Annotated in this window: 28 protein-coding genes and 1 pseudogene; 19 read left to right on the forward strand and 10 right to left on the reverse strand. The window is 57.7% G+C overall.

The annotated features are described in order from the left end of the window. Both AC1DXN_RS28350 and AC1DXN_RS28355 read right to left on the reverse strand, forming a co-directional pair. A complete protein-coding gene (locus AC1DXN_RS28350; protein ID WP_477272518.1) occupies nucleotides 1–195 on the reverse strand; it encodes a hypothetical protein in 195 nt (64 codons plus the stop codon). After that, nucleotides 192–476 (reverse strand): hypothetical protein, encoded by a 285-nt coding sequence (locus tag AC1DXN_RS28355; protein WP_477272516.1) that lies wholly within the window; start codon nucleotides 474–476, stop codon nucleotides 192–194. The genes AC1DXN_RS28350 and AC1DXN_RS28355 overlap by 4 nt, the downstream gene beginning before the upstream one ends. Before the next feature lie 261 nt (nucleotides 477–737). On the opposite strand from AC1DXN_RS28355, the gene AC1DXN_RS28360 reads away from it, so the two are divergent. The 3 genes from AC1DXN_RS28360 (at nucleotide 738) to AC1DXN_RS28370 (ending at nucleotide 3246) form a co-directional block, all read left to right on the forward strand. After that, on the forward strand, nucleotides 738–944 hold the full coding sequence (locus AC1DXN_RS28360) for a hypothetical protein (RefSeq protein ID WP_477272515.1): 207 nt from the start codon (nucleotides 738–740) through the stop codon (nucleotides 942–944). Between the two features lie 194 nt (nucleotides 945–1138). Beyond that, a complete protein-coding gene (locus AC1DXN_RS28365) occupies nucleotides 1139–2917 on the forward strand; it encodes a PAS domain S-box protein (RefSeq protein WP_477272513.1) in 1779 nt (592 codons plus the stop codon). 110 nt (nucleotides 2918–3027) lie between these two features. Continuing rightward, nucleotides 3028–3246 carry a hypothetical protein gene (locus tag AC1DXN_RS28370; RefSeq protein WP_477272511.1) on the forward strand — a complete coding sequence of 73 codons (219 nt, stop codon included), beginning with the start codon at nucleotides 3028–3030 and terminating at the stop codon, nucleotides 3244–3246. A gap of 174 nt (nucleotides 3247–3420) precedes the next feature. Here the strand turns inward: AC1DXN_RS28370 and AC1DXN_RS28375 are convergent, their stop codons facing one another. From AC1DXN_RS28375 to AC1DXN_RS28400, 6 genes and pseudogenes are all read right to left on the reverse strand, one after another. Further along, the gene (locus tag AC1DXN_RS28375) at nucleotides 3421–4041 is read right to left on the reverse strand and encodes an outer-membrane lipoprotein carrier protein LolA (RefSeq protein ID WP_477273383.1); all 621 of its coding nucleotides are present in this window, start codon (nucleotides 4039–4041) and stop codon (nucleotides 3421–3423) included. A gap of 67 nt (nucleotides 4042–4108) precedes the next feature. Continuing rightward, nucleotides 4109–4372 (reverse strand): YMGG-like glycine zipper-containing protein, encoded by a 264-nt coding sequence (locus AC1DXN_RS28380; protein WP_477272509.1) that lies wholly within the window; start codon nucleotides 4370–4372, stop codon nucleotides 4109–4111. Nucleotides 4373–4509: 137 nt separating this feature from the next. Further along, complete coding sequence (locus AC1DXN_RS28385; RefSeq protein ID WP_477272507.1) at nucleotides 4510–4788, reverse strand: DUF2127 domain-containing protein; 279 nt, start codon at nucleotides 4786–4788, stop codon at nucleotides 4510–4512. Nucleotides 4789–4805: 17 nt separating this feature from the next. After that, complete coding sequence (locus tag AC1DXN_RS28390) at nucleotides 4806–4988, reverse strand: hypothetical protein (RefSeq protein ID WP_477272505.1); 183 nt, start codon at nucleotides 4986–4988, stop codon at nucleotides 4806–4808. Nucleotides 4989–5139: 151 nt separating this feature from the next. Then, nucleotides 5140–5441 (reverse strand): annotated as a pseudogene (locus AC1DXN_RS28395) (YkvA family protein); the annotation flags it as partial. Between the two features lie 112 nt (nucleotides 5442–5553). After that, entirely contained in the window at nucleotides 5554–5805 is a 252-nt protein-coding gene (locus AC1DXN_RS28400) for a GlsB/YeaQ/YmgE family stress response membrane protein (RefSeq protein WP_477273381.1), read from the reverse strand. 253 nt (nucleotides 5806–6058) lie between these two features. Between AC1DXN_RS28400 and AC1DXN_RS28405 the strand changes: the two genes are divergently transcribed. The 4 genes from AC1DXN_RS28405 to AC1DXN_RS28420 all read left to right on the forward strand — a co-directional run bounded on the left by AC1DXN_RS28405 (nucleotide 6059) and on the right by AC1DXN_RS28420 (nucleotide 8919). After that, nucleotides 6059–6925, forward strand: coding sequence for a PRC-barrel domain-containing protein (locus tag AC1DXN_RS28405; RefSeq protein ID WP_477272503.1), 867 nt, complete (start codon nucleotides 6059–6061; stop codon nucleotides 6923–6925). 67 nt (nucleotides 6926–6992) lie between these two features. Further along, nucleotides 6993–7193, forward strand: coding sequence for a hypothetical protein (locus tag AC1DXN_RS28410; protein ID WP_477272502.1), 201 nt, complete (start codon nucleotides 6993–6995; stop codon nucleotides 7191–7193). 88 nt (nucleotides 7194–7281) lie between these two features. Then, nucleotides 7282–8316: a YihY/virulence factor BrkB family protein gene (locus AC1DXN_RS28415; RefSeq protein ID WP_477273379.1), complete on the forward strand. Its 1035-nt coding sequence runs from the start codon at nucleotides 7282–7284 to the stop codon at nucleotides 8314–8316. Nucleotides 8317–8442: 126 nt separating this feature from the next. Next, nucleotides 8443–8919, forward strand: coding sequence for a YciE/YciF ferroxidase family protein (locus AC1DXN_RS28420; protein ID WP_477272500.1), 477 nt, complete (start codon nucleotides 8443–8445; stop codon nucleotides 8917–8919). Between the two features lie 61 nt (nucleotides 8920–8980). Here the strand turns inward: AC1DXN_RS28420 and AC1DXN_RS28425 are convergent, their stop codons facing one another. Further along, nucleotides 8981–9595: a hypothetical protein gene (locus tag AC1DXN_RS28425; RefSeq protein WP_477273377.1), complete on the reverse strand. Its 615-nt coding sequence runs from the start codon at nucleotides 9593–9595 to the stop codon at nucleotides 8981–8983. A 428-nt stretch (nucleotides 9596–10023) separates the two neighbouring features. Then, the gene (locus AC1DXN_RS28430) at nucleotides 10024–10881 is read right to left on the reverse strand and encodes an MEDS domain-containing protein (RefSeq protein WP_477272498.1); all 858 of its coding nucleotides are present in this window, start codon (nucleotides 10879–10881) and stop codon (nucleotides 10024–10026) included. A 177-nt stretch (nucleotides 10882–11058) separates the two neighbouring features. Here AC1DXN_RS28430 and AC1DXN_RS28435 point away from each other — a divergent pair, with 177 nt between their 5' ends. The 12 genes from AC1DXN_RS28435 (at nucleotide 11059) to AC1DXN_RS28490 (ending at nucleotide 22704) form a co-directional block, all read left to right on the forward strand. Continuing rightward, nucleotides 11059–12777 carry a putative bifunctional diguanylate cyclase/phosphodiesterase gene (locus tag AC1DXN_RS28435; protein WP_477272496.1) on the forward strand — a complete coding sequence of 573 codons (1719 nt, stop codon included), beginning with the start codon at nucleotides 11059–11061 and terminating at the stop codon, nucleotides 12775–12777. Nucleotides 12778–13061: 284 nt separating this feature from the next. Then, nucleotides 13062–13526, forward strand: coding sequence for an Hsp20 family protein (locus tag AC1DXN_RS28440; RefSeq protein ID WP_477272494.1), 465 nt, complete (start codon nucleotides 13062–13064; stop codon nucleotides 13524–13526). A 73-nt stretch (nucleotides 13527–13599) separates the two neighbouring features. After that, nucleotides 13600–14079, forward strand: coding sequence for a hypothetical protein (locus AC1DXN_RS28445; RefSeq protein ID WP_477272492.1), 480 nt, complete (start codon nucleotides 13600–13602; stop codon nucleotides 14077–14079). A gap of 267 nt (nucleotides 14080–14346) precedes the next feature. Further along, nucleotides 14347–14793: a hypothetical protein gene (locus AC1DXN_RS28450; RefSeq protein ID WP_477272490.1), complete on the forward strand. Its 447-nt coding sequence runs from the start codon at nucleotides 14347–14349 to the stop codon at nucleotides 14791–14793. A gap of 752 nt (nucleotides 14794–15545) precedes the next feature. Then, entirely contained in the window at nucleotides 15546–15911 is a 366-nt protein-coding gene (locus tag AC1DXN_RS28455) for a low affinity iron permease family protein (RefSeq protein WP_477272488.1), read from the forward strand. Between the two features lie 215 nt (nucleotides 15912–16126). Further along, nucleotides 16127–17896, forward strand: a complete 1770-nt coding sequence (locus AC1DXN_RS28460; protein WP_477272486.1) for an OmpA family protein — start codon at nucleotides 16127–16129, stop codon at nucleotides 17894–17896. Nucleotides 17897–18530: 634 nt separating this feature from the next. After that, the gene (locus AC1DXN_RS28465) at nucleotides 18531–18785 is read left to right on the forward strand and encodes a hypothetical protein (RefSeq protein ID WP_477272484.1); all 255 of its coding nucleotides are present in this window, start codon (nucleotides 18531–18533) and stop codon (nucleotides 18783–18785) included. Nucleotides 18786–18899: 114 nt separating this feature from the next. Beyond that, nucleotides 18900–19208, forward strand: a complete 309-nt coding sequence (locus tag AC1DXN_RS28470) for a DUF1236 domain-containing protein (protein WP_477272482.1) — start codon at nucleotides 18900–18902, stop codon at nucleotides 19206–19208. 1820 nt (nucleotides 19209–21028) lie between these two features. Then, nucleotides 21029–21889 carry an ATP-dependent DNA ligase gene (locus tag AC1DXN_RS28475; protein WP_477272480.1) on the forward strand — a complete coding sequence of 287 codons (861 nt, stop codon included), beginning with the start codon at nucleotides 21029–21031 and terminating at the stop codon, nucleotides 21887–21889. After that, nucleotides 21889–22116, forward strand: a complete 228-nt coding sequence (locus tag AC1DXN_RS28480) for a hypothetical protein (RefSeq protein ID WP_477272478.1) — start codon at nucleotides 21889–21891, stop codon at nucleotides 22114–22116. The genes AC1DXN_RS28475 and AC1DXN_RS28480 overlap by 1 nt, the downstream gene beginning before the upstream one ends. A 25-nt stretch (nucleotides 22117–22141) precedes the next feature. Continuing rightward, nucleotides 22142–22363, forward strand: a complete 222-nt coding sequence (locus AC1DXN_RS28485; RefSeq protein ID WP_477272476.1) for a DUF768 domain-containing protein — start codon at nucleotides 22142–22144, stop codon at nucleotides 22361–22363. 83 nt (nucleotides 22364–22446) lie between these two features. Continuing rightward, nucleotides 22447–22704, forward strand: coding sequence for a hypothetical protein (locus AC1DXN_RS28490; RefSeq protein ID WP_477272474.1), 258 nt, complete (start codon nucleotides 22447–22449; stop codon nucleotides 22702–22704). The last annotated feature ends 458 nt before the right edge of the window (nucleotides 22705–23162 follow it).

Below are 23162 nucleotides of genomic sequence, written 5' to 3' on the forward strand. Positions count from 1 at the left end.
TCATCTCGCTTTTTGGCGCGTCGCAATGGCAACCAGGAATGCTTTCGCCGCCGCATCGCAGGCGATACGCGAGGGTCCATTGGCTGCAAGTATGACCCGGGCTGACTGTAGGGCTAAGCCATGTTTGTCAGCGAAAAAGGTGGCATCGTATCCGGTGTCCTCGGCAACCAGGACTTTGTCGCTGCGCGATTTCATAACTCGCCCTCCGAGTTTTCGTCGAAATCGCCTTGTACAATCTCGATAAGCAGCCCGCCGGCGTAAGTGTCGGAAGGCGTTCGGTCGAATTCAATGGCCGCGGAATGGAGTTCGGCGAAGCCAAGCACCAGTCGCTCGGCGTCGCGTGGGCTTAGCGCTTCAGATTGGTGTCTTGCCAGAATTTCGGCCGCGGTCACCGGAATGTTGACAATCCCGATCTCGGATATGGCTCGGAGGACCGATCTGTTGGCGTCTTCGCAAAGGCTGCTGGAATAACTCATGGTCAACTCCTGTCCAAGGACGGGGTTTTCCCCTCGACTCAACGTATGCGCTCGTCGATCGGAAAAAGCAAAGCAAATACACAAATTATATAATTTTTTCAACTAGTTAGCAGAATGGCTAATATGATCATCCGACTGTGGTTGATCCAATTGAGTTGATGCAGTGCGCCATGCTATTGCAGCCGACGACGCAAATGGCTACTTATTAGCGGCTTGCACCACTTACTCATTTTGCTCAAGGGCAAAAGCGGGGTGAAAAAAATGGCTGACCTGGAAAGAGAAGAGCGCCTTCAAGTGATGCTAACAGCTGAAGAGTTGGCGGCGTTGGACACCTGGCGGTTCGACAAGCGAATGCCAAGCCGCGCTGCAGCTGTGAGAGAGCTGCTCCGAAGGGGCCTGGCCGCGGACGGCTTTTTGACCGCGGAGCAGGGGACTCATTCCGCTGAATTTGGAGTGGTTCGAAAGTGACTCTGCATGCCGATCATGCCGATCGTCTGCGAGACTGGGTCGGCAATCGCGCCCTCTACAATACGTAAACTTCCCTTGGTCTTCTGAGCAGAAGTAGCGGTCCACCGGCGCGACAGCCCGCCACCGGCACTGATGCCAAGGAACCTAATGCAGCCTTGCCGGGTTCCCTCTGTTGCAATTGTAGGGGGCCCGTCGTGACAGATGCTATCAGCCCGAGTGCAGCGCGGGCATCAGTTTTCGCCGAGCTCGACTACAAAGATTTTTTTGAGAATGGTGGCGTTGCGCTTCACGTCGTTGATGGGGAGGGAAAGATCCTTTACGCCAATCAGGCGGAACTCGATCTCCTCGGTCATCAAGCGGGCGACTACATAGGTCGAAACATCACCGAATTTTACCCCGACCCCGATGCCATCGGTGATATCCTTGCGCGCCTCGGCCGCGGCGAAAAGATTGAGAGATATCCAGCCCGCCTTTGCGCGTCGGATGGGTCTCTCAGGCACGTCGAGATCACGTCATCCGCCCATTTCGAAGGCGGAAAACTTGTCGGGACGCGCTGCTTTACGATTGATGTGACAGAGCTGCAACGCACACGGATCGAGCTTGTCCAGCAAGACGATCAGTTTCACCAGATCCTCGATAATTTGCCTGTCGCCGTCTATACCACGGACGCGGCGGGCACGATCACATACTTCAATCCAGCTGCGGCAGGCTTCGCCGGTCGGACGCCGGAAATTGGTAAGGATAAGTGGTGTGTCACGTTTCGGCTGTTCAATCCTGACGGCTCGGATTTGCCCCACGATCAATGCCCAATGGCAATCACTCTTCGAGAAAACCGTCCCGTTCGCAATCAGCAAGCTTTGGCTCAGCGCCCAGACGGGTCACTCTTTCCGTTTCAGCCTTTTCCAACTCCGATCCGTGATGAGAACGGCAAGTTGATCGGCGCCGTGAACATGCTGCTGGACCTTACCCCGCAAGCAATAGCGGACGAAGCAAGGCAGCACCTTTCAGCGATTGTAGAGTCTTCCTTCGATGCCATCGTCAGCAAGAATCTGGATGGGGTCATCACCAGCTGGAACGCCGGCGCGGAACGACTTTTTGGCTATACGGCGGACGAAGCAATAGGGAATCCTGTCGCTATGCTCATTCCCGAAGATCATCAGGATGAAGAGCCGCGCATCCTGGACCGGATAGGGAAGGGCGAGCGGGTGGAAAGTTATGAAACTGTCCGCCAACGAAAGGACGGAAGCCTCGTCCCTGTCTCGTTGACGGTGTCGCCAGTGCGCGGCGCCGTCGGCCGGATTGTCGGCGCTTCGAAGATTGCCCGGGACATTTCGGGTGCAAAGGAGAGCGAGCACCGTATCCGGATGCTTATGCGTGAAGTCAACCACAGGGTGAAGAACCAATATTCAGTCATCTTGTCGATGATCCGCGAAACGAACAAGCGCTCCGAAAGTCCGGCGGTGTTCGAACGGCAGGTCCGAGAGCGTATCATGGCGCTTTCGCGTTCTCACGACCTGCTTGTGTCAGGGGACTGGAAGGGCGCGACCATTTTCGAATTGTTGTTGGCGCAGTCCAAGCCATTTGGTGGTGAGGACCTGCTGTCAATGTCAGGTCCATCGATAATTCTTAGTCCAAATTCCGTACAGTATCTGGGAATTGCGTTCCACGAGCTCGCCACCAACTCCGCCAAATATGGCGTCCTTTCCGGCAATACGGGAAAGATCACTGTTGGCTGGCACGTTACAAGGCGAGAGGGACAGCGGGTCATGCGGCTGACCTGGGTCGAAACAGATGGGCCAAAAGTTCAATCGATTGCCAGTGGCGGGTTCGGCACCGTCGTCCTGAAACGTATCGCTCCGCAGGCTTTGAACGGTACAGGCAATCTCGAATACAGTGAACACGGAGTCGTTTGGACGCTTGAAGCGCCGCTTGCCTTTGTGGAGGCAGGCTTGAACGAATCCGCCGTGGCTTGATAGCGGCGAAGGGTGGCGCGCGCCCTTTTCTACACGCCGAAGACAATCGACCACGGGAACCACTAGGGGCGGCCTGATGTTATCCATCAGCCTTATATGCGGAGTACAAAATGGCTGACAGCGAAAACCGCAGGGAATCCGGCGCGACGAAATATCCAGCTAGAACTGGATCTGATCCCTCCGACCAGTCCTCCCAAGATGCTGCCGGAAACAAAAAACCCAAAGACGGGACTGGATTGACCAGGCGACAGGGTGAGGTTGAAGAAAAGACGCATCAATCCGACGGCCAAAGCGTTCCCGCTCGCCCCGGCGGCCCTACCGAGGATTGACCAGACTGGCGTAGTAACTCGAAGGCCTCGAAGGGCGATCGCTTCTCTTGTCGATCGACGGCATCGAGATTGCCCAGTCGAAGGCCGAATTATCGGCGGCTTGCACCTACACGACCCACAAGCAGCGAATTTTAATAGGGCGCTCCCGCCAGAGCCGCGCGGGATCTCGCCGGGTCAATGCGACTTCGTTGTGGTGTTGTATTCCCGGTTTGCCGCATAGTCGATCGTGAACGTGCCCTCGGCAATGCGAGCGGGTTGCTTGACGTTGAAGATGCTTATCGTCGTCGTTAATCCGCTTTCGTCGGTGACGCTCCATTTGCGCAAGTCGAGCGATTTTCTATCAAACATCATCGTGATATCGGATTTGCCGAAGGCCGATTTGTCGGCCAGCCTGATGAATATCAGGTCGCCGTTTTCCTTTATGCTTTTGAAGCGCCTGCTCGAAAAGTCGACGTGGTCTTCGAGGAGCAGTTTGAGTGGCGTCTTCGAGAGCGCGTAGAGCCGCGATGTCTTGAGTTTCTTGTTGTAGACGACCAACGATTTGCCATCGGCAATGACGCTGACTCCCGATTGGCCTGCATAGTTGAATCGGATCTTGCCGGGGCGCTGGAGAAAGAACCTGCCGCTGGTCTTTCCAGCCTTCGGCCCCGACTGAACAAAATCGCCGGACATCGATTTTACGGATGAGAAATGATCGGCGATCTGCTGCGGCTCAACAGGTGCGGCCGAGGCCGCATGCGTGAGTTCCATGTTGATAGCGCCGCCCAGGACAAATCCAAAACCAATCAGCGTCATCGTGAGGCGGCGCATACAATTTTCCCAGCCAGAGCAGCGTGATCGAAACTGATCACGCGCCTCGATTTCAATAGCCGTCAGGGCAACGTGCAATGTAGACGCGGCCATGGCGATCGCGATATCGGCATTGGCCGGCTTCGCTGGCGTGGCCGATTACCGCGCCGGCGATCGCACCGACCGCGCCGCCAACAACGGCTCCCTGTACGGGATCGTTGGCCACAGCGGCACCAATCGCAGCGCCACCCAGGCCGCCAACTGCAGCGCCTTGCTCGGTCTGGGAGCATGCTCCCAGCGGAATGAGCAGGCTCAACAAAAGTAGTGTCTTTTTCATTCGTACTCTCCAGGGCTTTAATTAGCCGGAGATAAAATGCGCCAGTGAGTTTTTCGATCCATCGATTCCAATGGTTGCCACGTTTCATTGGAACCAGTCGATGTTAGTGAGACCAAAGAATCCCTCAGGACCCAATGCTATAAGACCTTGTGCGGTCGCATGACGCGCCATTCGTGCCATATCAAGACCATGACCACCGCATCGAAGACGGTGAGTATTAGCAGACCCGGCGAATGCGTGTAGGAATAGCGGTAGACCTGATAGATCATGAACGCACCCAGTGCCGCGAGCGAGGCCGGATACGACCACAGCTTGCCTCGCAAAAGCCCGGCAACCAGGAGCAGCTTTATCAGGCCGTGGCTGAGAAGGTAGAAGGCGTAGAACTCCTTGCTGGCGATCGAAAAATGGCTTGCCATTTGCGACAGATAGCCAGCTATGAAGTCGTTCGATCGACCAATTCGTCCTGGGTTAGAGCATTGACCCACGAGGCAATGGTGTCTGTGGTGACGAGGTAAAGCAGGACACCGCCAAGACACTCGATCAGCGCGTGCGCACCCTTGAGCCAGACGCTGATTTCAAAAATCTGATGGATGCGGCGTTGGTCGATGGCTTTCACAAAATTCACCTCGGCCTACTGCGAGAACTCCCAGCTGAACAACCTAGTAGAACGATTGTGGTGTGCCAGCCCATCGCTGTCGGATGCGACTTCAGAATTAGGCGACGAAATATCGATATCCCAGCCATCCAGCCAGTGCGACCGATCCGGCCCATATGCAAGCGATCGTCGCCGCCGCGCCGCGGCTCACAGGTCTATTTACAGCCAAGGCCGCCGCCGCTCTGTGTTTCGCCATGACTTCAGGCGGTATCATCTTCACCACGGCAAGCACGCCTAAGGGGACAAGTATCGCATCGTCGAGGTACCCGATCACCGGTATGAAGTCCGGGATTAGGTCGATTGGCGACAGGGCGTAGCCGGCGACGCATCGGCAAGCGCCTTTGCGTACCATGGTGTTCGGGGATCGCGCGATGCGAGGTAAAGCGCATGCACGTCGCGCTTGATTGTCCTTGCCCTCTCAGCCTGCTCCTGGCATTCCCGCTAAGCGAGCAATGTGAAGTCCGACAGGATGCATCTCACATGTGAGAGGACCTCCCGACAGGGAGGCCCTTCAAGAAAAGCTGGTTCAGCGTTTGATCATCCTGGCCACTGCAATCAAGATGCAAGCCCCGATGAAGCCAGCAACCAGGTAACCAAGCCACCCGGCCAACGAGACGCCGAGCGCCCCCAGGAGTACGTTGGCAATAACGGCGCCCACAATCCCCAAAATGATGTTCATGAGCACGCCCATGTTGCTTTTCATGAACATCTCGGCGAGCCAGCCGGCAAGGCCGCCTATGATGATCGCCGCAATCCAGCCGACGCCAGGATTCTGCATTTGTGTTCCCCTTTCCTTGAACCGCAATTGGTTCGGGCCGGAAACGCTTGTTGAGCCAACTGGTTCCGCCAGAAGGGCGATGATTTGGCAGGGCTGCGAGCCGAATGCGAGCCAACTCATTTGGCTCGCACAATGATGGAACTTCGATCCGTAAGGCTCGTTGTGCAGACGCAAACAGTGCCGCGTTCAGCCACCGATGCAATGGTTAAACCGAACGCGGCGTGCATCAACATAACGCACAAGGAAACCTATCATGATCCGCAAACTTTTGGCTACAACAGCCGTCGCAACGCTTCTCACCGCCGGAGTCTGGGCCACAGGGGCCTCAGCCGAAGATGCTGCAAAGCCTGCCAGCACAACGCAGACAACTACGGCCGCCCCGGCGACAATGGCCGAGGGGAGCCTGGCTACCAAGATCATCGGCGCTGACGTCTACGACAGTGCTGCGGACGATGCCGCCAAGATCGGCGACGTGAAAGACATCGTCCTCTCCAAGGACGGCAAGGCCAAGTATATTGTTATCGGCGTTGGCGGCTTTCTGGGCATTGGCGAAAAGAACGTCGCCTATGACTTCAGCAAGGCTGAATGGGTCGAAAAAAAGGGCGAACGCTGGCTGGTCGCCAAGACCACCAAGGAAGACCTCCAGGCGCAGCCCGATTTCGACCTTAAGGTCTATGATCCGGCGACAGCTGCGAACGGCGCCGCTGCCACCACCGCCAACAACGAACCGGCTCCTGCGACCACAACGGACAACACAAAAACGGCTGCCATCGACAAGGCGTCGCTGACCGAGCTGCCGATGGATAAGATCAGCACCAAGGACTTCATCGGCACGACCGTCTACGGCGCCGACGATGCAAAAGTTGGCGAGATCGGCGACGTCGTTCTGAGCGCCGACAAGAAGGTGGATGCCGTAGTCGTCGACGTCGGCGGCTTCCTCGGTATGGGGGAAAAGGAAGTGGCCGTGGGCCTGGAGAAATTGAAGTTCATGTCCGACAAGGACGGAAACCGCTATCTTTACACCAATTTCACCAAGGCCCAGCTGGAAGCGCAGACCGCTTATGATAAGGGCACCTACGCCCAGAACCGCGACAAGCAGCGGATCGTCATCAGCCAGTAAACGAATGGCCCGCGCCGACCCGTCGGGGCGGGCCACACTCCCATGAAAAGATAGCAAGAGGGCTTTAATGGTTGACAAAGCAGCGGCAGAAAGCGGTGCAAGGTTCGATCTGGGACGGATGACCCGCGTGTCCGTGCCGCGGCACGAATTGGATTTCATCGGCAAGCTCGGCCGCATCGATCACCAGGAAGCATTGGCCCTCTTGCAGAAACACAAGGGAGATCGAGAAGCGGTCTTTTCGGAGCTCGTGTCTCGACAGAAGCGGTGAGGCGTATCGAAATTTCTGAAAGGGCATTCGCGTCTGTCAAGAACGCGTCGCTCGCAAGCGGAACATCAGCAGGGCTGATGCATTGCTGGTGGACGCCAATGGAATTGCCGACGGGCTCGACATGCGCCGCGCGATCAAAACTGCATGGGATCTGTTGCGAGAAAGCGTAGTGGGCTTTGTCAACGACAATGCGCTCAGCCATGGCGCTGCCATGGCCTTTTACGCCACCACATCGTTGGCGCCAATTCTGCTCATCGTAGTCGCAATCGCAGGTCTCGCATTCGGTCATGAAGCCGCGCAATTGGCGTTGTCTGCCCAGGTCTCCGGCCTGATGGGTCCAGAAAGCGCAAGTTTCCTTCAAACCGCGCTCGAGAGCGCGTCGGCCAAATCATCCGGCACCTGGGCGGCGGTCGTGGGCATCGTTACCTTGCTTCTGACTGCATCTGGTGTCTTTGCCGAAATGCAGCAGTCGTTGAACACAATATGGAAGGTTGAGCCGCAGGGCAGTTCGTTGTCACGCCTTGTGCGCGCACGTGCTGCGAGTTTGGGACTGGTCGCTGCCCTTGGTTTCATGTTGCTCGTCTCTCTCGTCGCGAGCGCGGCGATCTCGGCCCTAAGCAACGTCATCAACGCTCAGTTGCCGTTTGGCACAATCGTCCTCAGTGTGATCAATGCGGTGGTTTCGTTTGTCCTGATCTCAGCGATGTTCGCTGCCATCTACAAGATCTTGCCGGATCGATCTCTGGAATGGCGCGATGTCGGGATAGGGGCTGTTGTGACCGCTGCCCTTTTCACGATCGGGAAATCGCTTATCGGTTGGTATATCGGCTCCAGCGCGATCGCGTCCTCATATGGGGCCGCGGGTGGGCTGCTCATCATACTGCTTTGGGTTTACTACTCATCGGAGATTTTTCTTCTCGGGGCGGAATTCACTCGCGCCTATTCCGTTCGACACGGCAGCAGGTCCGATCTTGATGCGCTGGTTCACAACGATGTGCCTGCGAGCCGCGTTGTCGTCTCGCGCACAGAGAAACATTCCAACAGCGCTGGCGTTGTCGCGCTGGTTGCCGTGGCATGCGCGAGCGCAACGCTGACATCGTTGATGCTGGGTCTTCGCCGCTGAAGACGCGCCAACTAGCGCAATGCCGGCGCAACTCTCATGCAGGATGTCCCCGTTTGCTTTAACGCACGGAACCATTCGCTTCGCCCGCTCTTTCATCTGAAGCCAATTCGGGCAAGGAGCATTGTAATGAAAACGCTGGCCGATATTTTCGAGCATACCCTCCAGGACATGTATTATGCGGAGAACGCGATTACCAAGGCTTTGCCGAAAGTGGCCGCGGCGGTGAAGGACGCCAAGCTAAAGAAGGCGGCCGAAGACCACCTTGAGGAAACGAAGGGGCAGATCAGGAAGTTGGATCAGGTGTTCAAGTCGATAGGCAAGAAGGCGTCTGGTGAAAAGTGCGATGCTATCGAGGGGCTCCTCAAGGAAGCCGATGGACTGATGAAAGAAGCATCGGGGACGGCTCTCGATTCCGGCTTGCTGGCTGCTTGCCAGGCAGTTGAGCACTACGAAATTTCCCGGTACGGCTCGCTGCGGGAATGGGCAAAGGACCTTGGGCACGACGAGGCGCACAAGTTGCTAAGCGAAATCCTCGACGAGGAGAAAGCCACCAACAACAAGTTGACGAACCTTGCAGTTACGTCGATCAACAGGACAAATTGACAGACTTGGCTTGGCGTTGGGACAGTCAGGGCGCAACGCATAGGGTTGGCAACCGCGACGGCTAGCGCAGCAGGCCCTCGTCCTCGAACTCGTCCCATCCCTCCGGTCTTGGCGAGGGGTCACCTGCTCGAAAGTTACTCTTGGCGACGCGGGCTTTCGCGTTGCCCTTTCCTGCACGCGTCAGGGCTGCCTTGCCGGCGCCGCGCCGCCTGTTTTCGGCAACTTCCCGCGCATCCTCTTCCCGCCAGACGGTAGGCAAGTCGCGATCAAGGACGTCCTCGATGTGGCGGGGATCGAAAACGTGGAAGGTGACTTTCTTCGATCGCCCCCGCATCTTCACGGTACGCGTGCCGATACTTTGCAACCGACCATCCTTGACCCATTTGTGGCGCTCGCGCGACGAGATCGTCAGAACATCTTCGACCTCGCGCGGGAGCACGGGTAACTCGTCGATGCCCACAAGCATTTTGGTGATGGTGGCCGAGGCGGTCTCGAACTCGTCCGCCTCGTCTTCCAGCATTCGCAACGCAATGCGCCCTGTCTCAGCCTTTACGTGCTTGCGCACCGCCCATAGCAGGCGCGCCCGCACTTCGCGTTCGATCCCCTTTGCGCGCACTGATGACCCGAGCGTCGCGGATGTCGGCAACGGCCATTCAGCAATCAAGGATTGCGACATGCTTACCTCCGACGCCGTCCCGTTCACCTTGCGGTGGCGGATCGTGCTTATCAACTTGGCTCCAAATTTCTTGAGCGCTGGCGAATGAAGATTTCCGACCATTTTCGAAACGGCGCGGTTGCGATATCGTCCATGCTTGTCCAATGAACACCTGCAGGCTGGCTCAGTGGGAACTTCAAAGGGCACGCGAGGTTCCACGTACGGATCAGGCCGACACGTTCGATTCGTGACCATTGACTACCTTGGGCAAGAAGCGGACTGGCGGCTTCTGGCTGCCGAGAAGTGACAGCGAACGTTTAAACCTGCAGGGGCTACTCGGAAACCTATCCCATGGCGCTGTTTCATCGCAGCGTAAAAAGCCGTCGCAGGCCGCGCGGAGCGCAGACTCTGCTCCAGTTTCCCATCACAAAAGGAACTACGGACTTGTGCTACTCGCCAAGAATCATGTGCAAGAGTTGGACCGTGCTTCGTGCGTTGGTTTTCTTGAGAAGATTGGCCCTATGGAACTCGACCGTTCGCGGGGCAATTTTCAAGGTGCGGGCAATCTCCTTACTCGAATAACCCCTGACGATTTGGGCGAGCACGATACGCTCGCGGGCAGTGAAAGCGGTGTGGTCGGTGTCCGCTAGGATATCCAGTGCGCCATTCAGCTTCCTGATTTCCTGCCTGGCGGCCTGGAGCTCCGGCGTCTCGAGAAATTCCCATTCTCCGTTTCGTCGGGTGATGGTGAATTGATGCGCTCGCGCGACATCGAGCAGGTCCACGGCCCTGCTTTTCGACAGGGAATAAGTGCACAGAACGAGCATCTTCTGACCCGCCAGCGAGTGGTCGAGTTCATGCTCGTATTGGCAAAACTCCTGCCAGTGGCTGGTCCCGATCCAGAATGCGTTACCGCTGATTCTGATTCCGGCATAGCCCCGTTCCAACGCTGCGCGCAGCTTCTCATTCCATCCGCCGGTGATGCGCTGTATGTCGAACTCGCCGCCCGGAAGGTACCAGTCCGTGGCAGGGATCATCTCCATTTGGCCGGCCAACAGGCGTGCATCGATGTCGGGGATCGATTGCCGCAGCGCATCCTTCGCCGTCTCTGCGTTGATCGGATCGGAGACCGCCCAGATGCAGAATTCGTTGTTCTCCAGCCCAGCCGCGAAATAGGAAGCGTTTGCGGCAAGCAGGTCCTGTTCCGCTTCATAGAAGACGCAGATGTGTGTGCCCCAGGACATCTCGCCCATGACGCGGATGCCGGACTTACGGAGCGCGTGGGCAGGCTCATCGTTCATGTCCATGCCGCTTTCCGGGTGCACGAGTGCGTCACTGAGCCACTAATCAGTCGCAGCCCACGGGGCCAACGCTACGTCGACCATTCCGTGACGGAACCTGTTGATCGTGCCAGTAGAATATGCGCGATAGCTGGCCATTTATGGGGGCATGCATATCCGGATACTATCAGCCGTGGCCCCAACATGACAGAGATTTTCAAGGCCGGGTTCGGCAGTCTGATCCGCACCACCGCAGCCTCCAATCCGCGCCGCTTAAGCGTGCCGGAAGCGATCGCCACCCGGCTGCCCGATCTATCGAGAGATGGTTTGGCCATCAGCGATCTGCGTGAAAGGGGCATGGCGCTCGTCTACGTCAACCGCGCTTTCCAGGACATCACCGGCTATCCTAGTGACGAACTGATAGGGAGAAACTGCCGTTTCCTGCAAGGCAGCGATCGGCTTCAACCCGAAATCCAGTCCATTCGCGACGCAGTCGCCCGGCGAGCGGATGTTGCCGTCACATTGAAGAACTACCGAAAGGACGGTAGCTGGTTCTGGAACGAACTCCGCCTCGCGGCCATGAGCATCGCTGGTGGCGAGCCGACGCACTATGTCGGACTCATCCGGGACGTGACGGTGAGCAGGGCCGCTGCAGCCCAAATTGCCCAGAGCACCCGCGCCGACATGCTCACCGGTGTGCTCAACAGATATGCCTTCGTCGAGGACGTTGACGTCCTGCTGAGTAAAGGGGAACGGCCGATCCTAATTGCGAAGATCGACATGGCACGGTTCCATGACATCAACGAAGGTTACGGATATGACGTTGGCGACCAGGTGCTGATGCAGATTGCCCAACGCCTGACCAACACTGGCGCGGCACTGGTCTGCCGCACGGGATCCAATGAGTTTGCGCTTGCCCAGCCTCTGAGCCATGCCGACGAGGCTCGAGCGACAATTGAAATGATCCGGCAGTCCTTGGCGCCGCGGTATCTCGTTGCGGGCGCAACGATCAGGATACGTTTCGCGATGGGCTATGTCGTTGGCAACCAAACGACGGACGCCATGACGCTGGTTCGTCGTGCCGGTGCCGCTTTGCATCGGTCGAAGTCGTCCGCGTTTCTTGATGTTTGCGCATTCAGCTCCGAGGACGATAAGCGCGCCCGAAACCGACTGCGAATGACCAGCGAAATGCAGCAGGCCCTGGAACATGACGAGTTCGATTTCCACTACCAGCCGCAGGTCGACCTCGCCACGGGAACTATTGTCGGCGCTGAGGCCCTATTGCGATGGGACCATGGCCTGTTTGGGATGCAGTCGCCGGACAGGTTCATCGGCCATGCCGAAGACACGGGTCTCATACTTGACATTGGCGCCCGTGGTCTTCGAACCGTTGCGGACCTTGCCGCGCGCGTGAACAGGGACCGACCAGTGCCGATAGGCTTTTCATTCAACGTTTCGCCGATTGAGTTCAAGCTTCGCGACATGCCGAAATTTGTCTCCGACGTGCTCACGGCCAGCGGCGCCGATGCCGCATGGATCAAGCTTGAGCTCACCGAGAGCCTGATGGTCGAGAGTTCCGCGGAAATGCTGTCGATCATGAGAGATTTGCGGGAACTTGGCGTCGGCCTATCGATCGACGATTTCGGTACCGGTTACGCAAATCTGCGCTATCTCGAAGATTTCCCCCTCACAGAGATCAAGATCGATCGAGGTTTTGTCAAAGGGCTGGCACAAAGCCGATCCAAGCGGGTCATCATTGAGTCGATCATCAGGATTTCAAGAGAACTCGGCTTTCATGTCGTCGCTGAGGGAATAGAGACAGAGATGGAACGCACGCTCTTGCGAGATATGGACTGTGATTTCGGGCAAGGATTTCTGTTCGGTCGGCCGGTCGCCGCTGCAGGATTTGAATCACTGGTTTGAAAGCTCGCACGACCACATGAGGGCAGTACCCTCGCGTGGATTTGAGGTCGTGCGACGCGGCTGAAGAAGGCATATGGTCTAGCCGGCGTGGTCGACCCGTTGCTCTCCTTGCGGCAGCGGGTTTTTTCGGGGCATCAAGAGGCTCGAATTTTTTTGCGCAGGGGTCTTGAAGCTGTTTTCGACGCTTCCCAAATCGTCCGCCGTCGAGGCTGTATGGCTCGACTACGGGCGGCGCCGTTGGGCGACGCACCTTGTACCCATGTTGCTTCAAGGAGAATGTGGCTATGAGAACCTTTGACTCGCTTTATCGAACCACCGTCGGATTCGATCGTCTTTTCGACATGCTCGAAAACAGCGCCAGGACCGACTGGCCGCCTTACAATATCGAGAAGACCGGTGAAAACGACTACCGTATCGCCATGGCTATTGCCGGCTTCAGTTCCGAGGAAGTGGAGTTGACGCAGAATGGCCCGGAACTTGTGGTTGTCGGCCAGAAATCCACCGACACGGACGGGCGTCAAGTGCTGCACCAGGGCCTTGCCTTGCGCAACTTCAGACAGGTGTTCAAGCTGGCCGACCACATGAAGGTGGTGGCTGCGTCCCTTGAGAATGGCTTGCTCAGCGTCGAGATCGTGCGGGAAATCCCCGAGGAACTGAAGCCTCGCCGCATCAACATCGGCCCTGGCGACGCCAGGGCGGTCAGCAAGCAGATCATCCAGGACGTCGAGAAACCGCGTAAGGTTGCCTGACGCCGATATTCAACACGGACACTGCGGTCGCCTCCCGGCTTCGGTCGGGAGGCCTCGATTGCGGAGATTGGAGATGAATCAGCAGACTGAAACATCCCGCGCGGCAACCCGGCGCGGCGGACTTTTCGAGGGTCTTTTTTGCCTTCTCGACAGTCCGAGCAATGTGCTCAACCAGCCACGCATGAGCCTGGACGAGAAGCGGGCCTTGCTCGCATCATGGGCGTCTGATGCGTATGCCGTCGAAAATCAGCCAATCCTACGCAAACTGGACAACGGCAAGATCGTCCCTGTCAACGATATCTTGCGATGCCTAAAGGCGTTGGATCAAGTCGGCCCCACCGGCAAGGATCTTTCGCGTCGGGCAATGCCGTGGAACATGGCATTTGACCGCCGCGGCCCGCGCATAAATCGCTTGCTGCGTAAGCGGCGCTCTACCGGCAGGGACGATGACGATGATCCGCCGCCTTGCCCGGCGGCAGTATCACCACGCGTACCTGGCGGCGGCCAAAGTGGCGCGTACATGATGGTTGAGCGCGAGCCCGCTTATGCCTGACGGATCGCCTCTCGGTTTCCGAAAGCACAAAGAACCCGCTGCGTCGGTTCGCAGCGGGTTCGCAAGGCGTCCCGCCTGCTGTTGAAGATGATCTGCAAACTCCGCCCTTTGCTGAAGTGCTCGGCGTTCCGGCTGCAATGAACGGCCGCGTGTCTTCATCATTATCTGGCATGTCCGTCAGGACTATCGCCAGTCTTTGCAATCTGCTTTTTGGTCGAGTCGCTTGCTGTCCATTGAAGCTCGAACATTCGGTGAAGCGTTGTCTGAATGGTCGCCGACCGTCCGGTCGTTTCACGGACATCAGCGCGCGACCGGCCGGCCTGTGTCGTTGACTCAGGCCTTGCCAAAAGCGTAAGTCGCGGTGCGCGTCTCACGTCCAAGGCGCAGCGCTTCATCATAAAGGTATCAAAAATGGACGACAAATATGCCAACGCGCGCGAGCACTTTTTCGCGGCGATCAGGACGCTAGCAGCGTCTTCGGACAGTGTTCAAACGCGCCTGATCGACGCAAATACGAACATTCTGGACGTTACGATCGATGAGTTCGATGGTGACCCAGAACTCAAGTTCAAATTTGCAAAAATACTGGATCTGCTTGCTGTCGATCAAGACGATATGGAAACGGTCGCTGTTGAGACCGCAGCGCACATGACGGATTTTGAAGCGGTCAAGGTCGCGGACCTGATTTGTGATTTCTACTATGAGCTGACGTAATTTGGCGTAGCGGGCGGAGCGCCTCGGCTTCGTCCGCGGCCAGTTTCAATACCCGTGATCTACATGAGTGCGATAGCGGCATCCACGGGGGCGCCTCGGACGTTCCGGAAAGCGTGATGATCACCAACCGCGTCTTCCTGCGCAGATTATCACGGCCTTGTCGACGTTGCTGAATCGGCATGATTCCGACAATTGCTGGCTACCTATGGCATCGAAGTCTTTGATCAGGCCAGGGCAATCAACCGGTCATAGGACCTAGGTCGTATGCGCCTCAGGACTGAAGCCCTTGGTGGGAACTAACCCGTGGAGCAGTCGTTTCCTCAATGATTTCAATATCAAGGAGGAATTCATGGCAGACCGACCTACCATCGTGAACTCAGGCGGAGGGGGAAACTGCTGTCGCAGTTGTTCTTGCCATAGTGGCGATCGCGATCCTGCTTCTCTTCACCGGGGTGATTCATCTCGGGAGTAGTGGCGGGACCAAAGATGTCAACGTCAAGGTGGATGTGCCGAAAGTTGAGGCCCCATCGCCCGCCTCCCCAGCGCCTGCACCGGCCGCACCCGCTAGTGGAGGCTGAGCATGTGCAATGGCACCAGCGCGCGACGCTCGAGCGCTAGAGCCGCTTTGTGAATGTCGCGATCAAGGAGCAAGGTATGAAGGAGCGGCACAACAGCCTTATCGAGGCAGGTTGGTTACGGGCGGTGCCCGCGTCACTTGCGCTGACGCTGCGTTTCGCAGGCTTCTTTCTGTCATGAACCGATTTCTATTTCTCGCCGCTGACTTTCTGTCGCGTCCGCCCGGCTTCTATATGTTGGTCGTGGCGATGGTTCTCTGCACGTTATTGGTGCCGTTCGGTTTAACAAATGCCGTCACCTACGCGCTGTCGGTTGCAGCAATTATCATCACCGGCGTTGTGCTGATTCAGGGCTATCGTGACACGGCCGCCATACATGCAAAGCTGGACGAGCTCATTATTGCGTTGTCAGAAGCGCGGAATGATGTGGTTGGGCTGGAACATGCCGAGCCGCATGTGATCAAAACCAAACTGACTAAGCTTGAAAAGGAAGCGGTAGCGGATCTGTCGGTCCAGGCTCCGCAAGAGCAGGCCGACACGTGAGAAAGTCAAAGCCCGTCGCCCACCAAGAGGAGACGAGCTTGCGGCGTAGCATCGAAAACGACCGTCCGCTTTGCGGGTCAAGGCAGGCAACTCGTCGTCACGCGACAGCTGCCTGGTGGCTGCACCGTCCTTGGCAGCGCTTCATTTGAAGCGGTCTGGAACGAATGCCGCAGCGCTTAGTTTGAATAGCGACGGGACACCACGGAGAAATTGAAATGACAAGCCGACCAAAGATTTTGGCCAGCACCGCTCTCGGTTTGCTGATCGCCTCTGCGCCGTTCGGGGCACTGCTCAGCAGCACAGCGTTTGGTGCCGCACGGTTCATCGCATCTGAACCGCCAATTCTTATCAAGCTAAAATGCAAGGAGGGCGAGTCTGCCGAAGCCTGCGCGCTGAGGCAACAGACTCCGGCCGAAAACGCTGCTCCACTTCCAACGACCGAAGAGCAGCCTGCTCAGGAACCGCAGGTGCAGCCAGAGGCGGCCCCAGCGCCTGAGGCAAGTCCAGTTCCAGAATCTGCTCCCCAGATCGACCCGTCCGCGAAGGAACAGCCGGCCCAGCCGGCCGTGACCACACCACAATCCCAGCCTGCGCCGGCTTCCACCGACCAAAAGACGCCAGCCGCGGACAAATCGGCGCCTAAGCAAGTCGAGCCTGCAGGTCAGGCGCCAGCGGTCAACGCGCCTGCCTCGGCCCCTGCCGCGGTCGACGAGCCTGCCCCGGCCGCCGAGCCCGCGCCAAAGCAGCCGGCGACTGGCGAGCAACCTTCAACCGGTCAGCAACCTTCATCCTCCGAGCAGCCAGCCAGTGGCGAGCCGGCTAAGCCCCCTCAAAGCGAAAAGCCTGTCCAGGGCGAGGCGCCAGCAAATCCGAACGCCGCGCCCATCCTCGACAGTGAAAAGGATGCAAAACGTCCGGGCAAGGACGGCAAACCGCCTGCTCAGCAGAGCGATGGCGGTCAGACGTCCGCGCCTGCGGCTGCCCCAGTAGAGGCCGGACCACCGCCTGCTGACGACAAGGCAGCGCAGCAGGAGATCAAGCCGGAGAAGATCGTTCCGGTAACGGACGAAAAAGGGACCCGACGAGACAAGGCGCCAGAAAGCCAGGCGCCGGATCGCCCAAAGGGCGCTGACGTCCTCACGGAAATTGGCGGCCGGATTATCATCCAGTTCAACAACCAAACGATAGTCGAGAGCAACGAAGCTCCGCGAATGAACCGTGGTGCCAAGGACGTGTACTACGAGGATTTGCCGGGCGGCCGCACCCGCGAGACGATCATTCGCGACAACGGCAACCAAATCGTCACCATCCGCAACCGCAATGGTGACGTCTTACAGCGCTCGCGCATCACGCCCGACGGCCACGAGTATGTCTTGAGTTATGTCGACGAGCGGTATTACCAGGATTTGCACGATTGGCGCGACCCCGGAGATGACCTGCCAGCGATGCGTCTCTCCATCCCGCGCAACCAATATATCCTGGACTCGGAATTGGTCGAAGATCCCGGTGACTACTACACCTTCCTCGAACAACCCCCGGTGGAAAAGGTCCAGCGCCTCTATTCGGTCGACGAGGTTAAGCGCTCCGCGCGTGTGCGCGACATCGCCCGGCGCGTCGATCTCGACACGTTGAATTTCGAGTCCGGATCGGCAACGATCTCGGATAGCGAAGTCCAAAAGCTGCAAGGTGTCGCGGACGCAATGGAGCGGTTGCTGAAGAAGAACCCGGCAGAGACTTTTTTGATCGAGGGCCACACCGATGCGGTCGGCAGCGACAACGCAAACCTGGCCTTGTCCGACCGTCGAGCTGAGGCAGTTGCCGAGGCCCTTACCAACACCTTTGGCATCGCGCCAGAGAACCTGACGACCCAAGGCTACGGCGAGCGCTATCTTAAGGTGAACACGACAGCGGCGGAACGACAAAACCGCCGTGTCGCTATCCGCCGCATCACGCCGCTAGTAGCGCCCGTCGCCAGTTCCAACTGAACGGGACGTCTCGCGATTCGGCCAGCTCGCCGACTCGCGAGACGCTTGCCGCGCCGTGGCGGCGCGATGCCAATCGTTCTGCGTCCGACTGCCATGCGCTGGCTTGGGCTGAAGCAAAATCCGCGCAACCCATCTGGTCCTGTCCTTCCAGCTGTACGATGGGGAAGGAGGTGCGGGCTCGATGCGTAGTGAAGGCATAGTCGTCAGCCGCTGGGCGATAATGCGCGGCAAGATCGTCGACCCTGATACTGTGCCGCAGGCAGCAATGACGCCGGCGTCCCGCCAAGCCTATATGGCTGGCGGACAGTGGGCGTGCCCCCCGCCGCCGGACTTAAGTCTGATCAAATAACGCAAAGGTCCTAGCCGTCACTTGAATTGGAACAGCCTAAGGCCAAGGTCGTTGTTTCCCAAATAGTTGGGAGAAATCAGATGGATAGAAGTGTGCAGCAGGCGCGCTGGTTGCTCGCCCCGATCTTCGCAACGGCGATGGCTCTACTTGTGATTGGCATCGCTCTTTCCTGACAACCGCAGATTGGCGCAGTCCCGTCCCGTCCTGCGCCGATAGGGTTCGCCRCCACGAGTGCCGAGCGAACCCTCATTTTTTCAATTTTCGTAATCATCAAGGAGAGAAGTCATGGCTGAGGGTCCAACCGTTATTAACTCAGGCGGGGGCGGAGGCGGCGGCACTGCCATCGCGGTCGTTCTCGCGATTGTCGCAGTGGTAGTGCTGCTGCTGTTCACCGGTGTAATCAACCTCCATAGCGGCGGCAGCGGACAGGACATCAACGTCAAAGTGGAAGCGCCAAAGGTCGAGGCGCCGGCAGCGACTGCTCCTGCGAAACCGGCCGAACCTGCACCGGCCGCGACGGCGCCGGCCAGTGGCGGCTAAGCAGCGCACGCTCTACAATAAAAGATAAAGATCCGGAACAATATATACTTGGCAGAGTTGTGCTTCAGCAGTGAAAATGCTGCTCAAGTGAACTTAGTAACGAAAGGTTCGATCATGAAGAAGTATCTTGTCGCCACCGCTGCAGGTCTTGTGATGGCCGCCGGAATCGGTGCCGCTTTTGCGGAAGACGTCATCATTCTCAAGCCCGAGCAGCAGACGGTCGTTCGCGAATACGTCCACTCGCATAAGCTTGCTTCGGTGAGCTTGCTGGGTGTCGAGCTTGGTGTGGGCACCGCGCTGCCGGACACCGTCGAATTGCACGCCATCGATGTTCCTGACGTGAAGTACAAGTATACGGTCGTCGGAGACCATGCGGTCTTGGTCGACCCGGATACGCGCAAGGTCGTGCAGATCATCGAATAATCTGCTTCGATCAAGGAAGGCCCGCCGCTGCCGTTGATGGAGTGGCGGGTTTTTCATTTTTGCTCGTTTACGCGCGGATGGAACTCATGGGCGTCTCGCGCTTTGACCGGGCCGACCCCGTTCGGTCCTCAATCCCCGGAATGCACTGCCCCGCCGGCTCGCGCCGGCCGGTTTTTTTGAAACCTGCGTCGAAGTTATTCGTTAGGCTAGGAGCGGTGCGTGGGAGCGCTGCGAGCCCGCGCTTTCCAGTGGCGCAGGCCGAAGCCGTCGTTAGGGGGTGGCGGCGGGCTTTTTCGTTTCGGCTCGGAACTTCCTTCGTCAGTGGCTGTTGAGCTGCAGCGGCTGGTTCTGCCGGTTCCGGCTGCTGACTGGGAGTCCCTCCTCGGTCGGCCCGCGTCCTGCTATAGGGCGCGGGCCACTCCGCAATCCGCCTACGCCATGCGGAGTTATTGAGTTTCGGAACCATTTTAGCGCATGCTTATTGATCGCCGGGCGTGAGGTTCAATGCATGCGTGTGAGCGAATAGATATTGAGGTCGAAGACGCGCTCGACGCCTCTTGGCGTTTCTTCGCCAGCGGTCGGCCTGATCGGCACCTTGATGACGCTGAACTTTGCCCGCGCTCCTTCTCCCCGAATGCGGGGCTGCGACCGTTTTGTTGAAGAGTCCAGAAAGCGGCTAAACGATAAACCGCCTGGCATGTCGGAACATTAGCTGTTTCGATTAGTTTTGGTTCATGCTTCGGATGTTGTCACTGGCATCCGGTGCAAAGGCTGGTGGGAGCCGGCCCGCGTCATTGGTCCCTCCATGACGCGGGCTTTTGCAAGCTCTCTCAGCTACATTAGCAACTACTGAAACAAAACTCGGGTCTGAACGTTATGGATTTCGCCAGAGCTCAATCTGGCTGCTCCAGAACCCTCCCGCTGGCTTCGGCCGGCGGGTTTTTTCGTTTCGCTAGGAACTTCGCTCGTTGCGGCATGTTGATCAGCGGCGGCTGGTTTTCTTCCGCACCGGCTGCTGACTAAGAGACCCTCATTTCTTGGTCGGCTCGCGTCCGCTGCAAATGGGCGCGGGCCAATTTCTGCGCAACCGCAAGGGGGGCCGTCACCGGTGCCCAACGGAACATTAGGGCCATCTAATAGTTATAGCTGAGCGGTAAGACTTATGACATCGGGTGACGGATGAAAATGACAGCAAAGCGGATTGCAATCCAGGAAGGGTATGCAAACAACGAGAGCCCAAAGGCTATCGCCACACGACTTAACTGTAGCGTGGCTTCTGTCAAAGCTACGGCCAGTCAGCTAGGCATCACCCGCAGCCAGAAAGCTGCGTCAGACTTTCGACGTGGCTTCGCAGTCCCGGCAGAGATGCTGGTGCACTACAAGAAACTGATGGCCAACAGATTCAGCTCGAAGGAAAGTGGAGAGCTTCTGGGGCTGGTGTGATTGACACTGATGAGCGAACGTTGCGAGAAACGTTCCGTTAACCATTCGGGCTCACCCTCAATGAGCGGCTTCAAGCACCGCGTTACAGGCAACCGACAAAAGGCCCGTCGCTCCCGTACCCCTCGGAGCGGCGGGTTTTTGCAAAGGTGGCGCGGCAAGGAATGCAACCAAAAGTGAACATGAAGAAGATCTACGCACGACCGACGATCATCAAGGCTGCCAAACTAGCGGCGATTGTGGCCTTTGCGGTTTCTAAAGGCGCATAGCCAGCAGCAGCGCAGATCATTGCTGGCGCATAAAAGCCCCGCTAGATGCGGGGTTTTTCTTTTGGGGAACCATTTTAGCTTACGCTAATTGAATCGCCGTGTGGGTGGATCATGAGTTTGAAGTTTGTCGAGCCGTTAATGCCGACCTTGGTTGAGAAACCTCCCGAGGGCGATGGCTGGCTGCATGAGGTGAAATTCGACGGGTATCGTTCGCAGATGATCATCGGCGACAAGGGGACACGGATCTTCACGAGACGTGGGCTGGACTGGACCTCCAAATATCGCGACCTCGCCGCGGCAGGCGGGGCACTCGGCGTCGAAAGCGCCATCATCGACGGTGAGATCATCGTTCTCAACGACAAGGGCCTGTCTGACTTCGGCGAATTGCGGAAAGCCATCACGTGTCGACAGCATGACCTGTATTTCGTGGCCTTCGATCTCCTGCACCTCAGCGGCCACGATCTGCGCGATATGCCGCTGGAGGATCGGCGCGAGATCCTCGCCGGGAAGATCCCGAAAGGCAGTCGCATTCAATTCAGCGAAGCGCTGTCAGGCACCGGCGCCGCTGTCTTTCACCTCGTCGACCAGGCCGGGTTGGAAGGCATGGTGTCAAAGCGCAAAGACAGCAAATATCGAAGCGGCCCGTCAACCAACTGGCTGAAGGCAAAGTGCTATGCGATCGACGAGTTCGATTTGCTAGGCGTCGAGCGCGAGGCCGGCAAACCCGCCTTCGCTCTGATGGCGGAATGCGGCACCGGGCGCTATGTCGGCAGCGCCTTTATCACCTTGAACAGGGAATTGCGCGAACGGCTCTGGCAACGCGTCCAGGACCATGCGGGGACGGCGCCCAAGGGCATGAAGCGACCTGCAACGCAATGGGTTAAGCCGGGCCTGGTGGCCACTGTGAAGCACCTACGCGGCGAGGAAGACTTACGCCACGCCTCGCTGCAGGACTTTCGGGAGGAGGAGTGATGGCCTTGGCTAAAAAGGACCATGAGCGTTTTGCATATGCATGGATGTACGGCGTCCAGGCTCGCAAGGACGGCAAGGCGCGAGACGTGCCACAGTACTGGGACGAATATGCGGACGCGTGGCTGAAGGGCTTCGACGGAGAGCCGATTGCCGACAGGCCCAAGTCTGTCAGCGATCAGTTGGAAGCGGAGCTCGATGATCCTGCGGTCCGGCCGCTTGGAACCTAACGCCTGCTTCCGGGCTTATGGGCGGATGAGCACACGCGGCACCGACTTTTTGTACAAATGGATCGGCGCCAACGTCCCCGAGACGGTAGGCGCTGATATCCTCTCAGTTGCAGAGCTCGTGCAAAAGCTTTTCGCCGACGCCAAGTCGATAGGCATCCCGAGCATTGAGATCGAGGAAGACACTGGCAGCGTCTACGAGGCGATCCTTGCTGCCATCGTGCACCACCAAGCCGGCTTGGTGGATTGACGATTTCGCCTCTTGCCGGTGACGTCGGTTTGAGGAATATAATCCTCCCGTTGCGGCGACCCCCTCAAACGGAGTTCGCTACCATGGCCAGGACCAAACTTTCCAAACAGCTTTCTCAACCTGAAATCGACCGCTTTCTGGTGGCAGCGGAAGCGCTGCATAGGAGCGTGGTACAACCGCTACTATCGCCTAGCTGCGCACACTTCCGAGCGCTTCAGGCGGCTCATGAAGCTTTGCTGAAGACGGTGCGAGATATCACCGGCAAGGATGCGTCATGGTCAGTTCTTTGTCGTCTTCGACCACGCAACCATTCGCCGCAGGATCTCGAAGGGAACGACTGAAGTGTAATTTGTTGGACGGCGCCGCCTCTGACGGCTCACCATGCGATCCAGGGCTGCCGTGGCAATGGGCGCTGTGTCTGCCAATTGTGGGTCGCGGAACCATACGGAACGATACGGGAAGACTTTTGATTTTGGCCCACGAAAAACTCAACAAAATCAACGTTTTTTGTTCGCCCTCCGGGCCCACCAACTTATTATATATCAATACCTTACGCCTAATTCCTTGAGTTTGAATTGAGCGCTATCGGGTAAACCTATGGCTTCTGGGCAAAATGGTTTTGAGCCTGTTCGTCAATTTTCTCCGTCTCGTTGATGGCACCCGTCACACGTAGCTCAAGAATTTCTGCTTCGAAAGACCTTCCCACGATTCATGGGGTAATCGGCGGCAATGGCGTGCATATAGGCGGCAACACAGACCTACCTCTATGCTCATCTCGCGCTGAAGGAGGCCGCACTAG

Source organism: Mesorhizobium sp. P2_H9 (assembly GCF_056403215.1).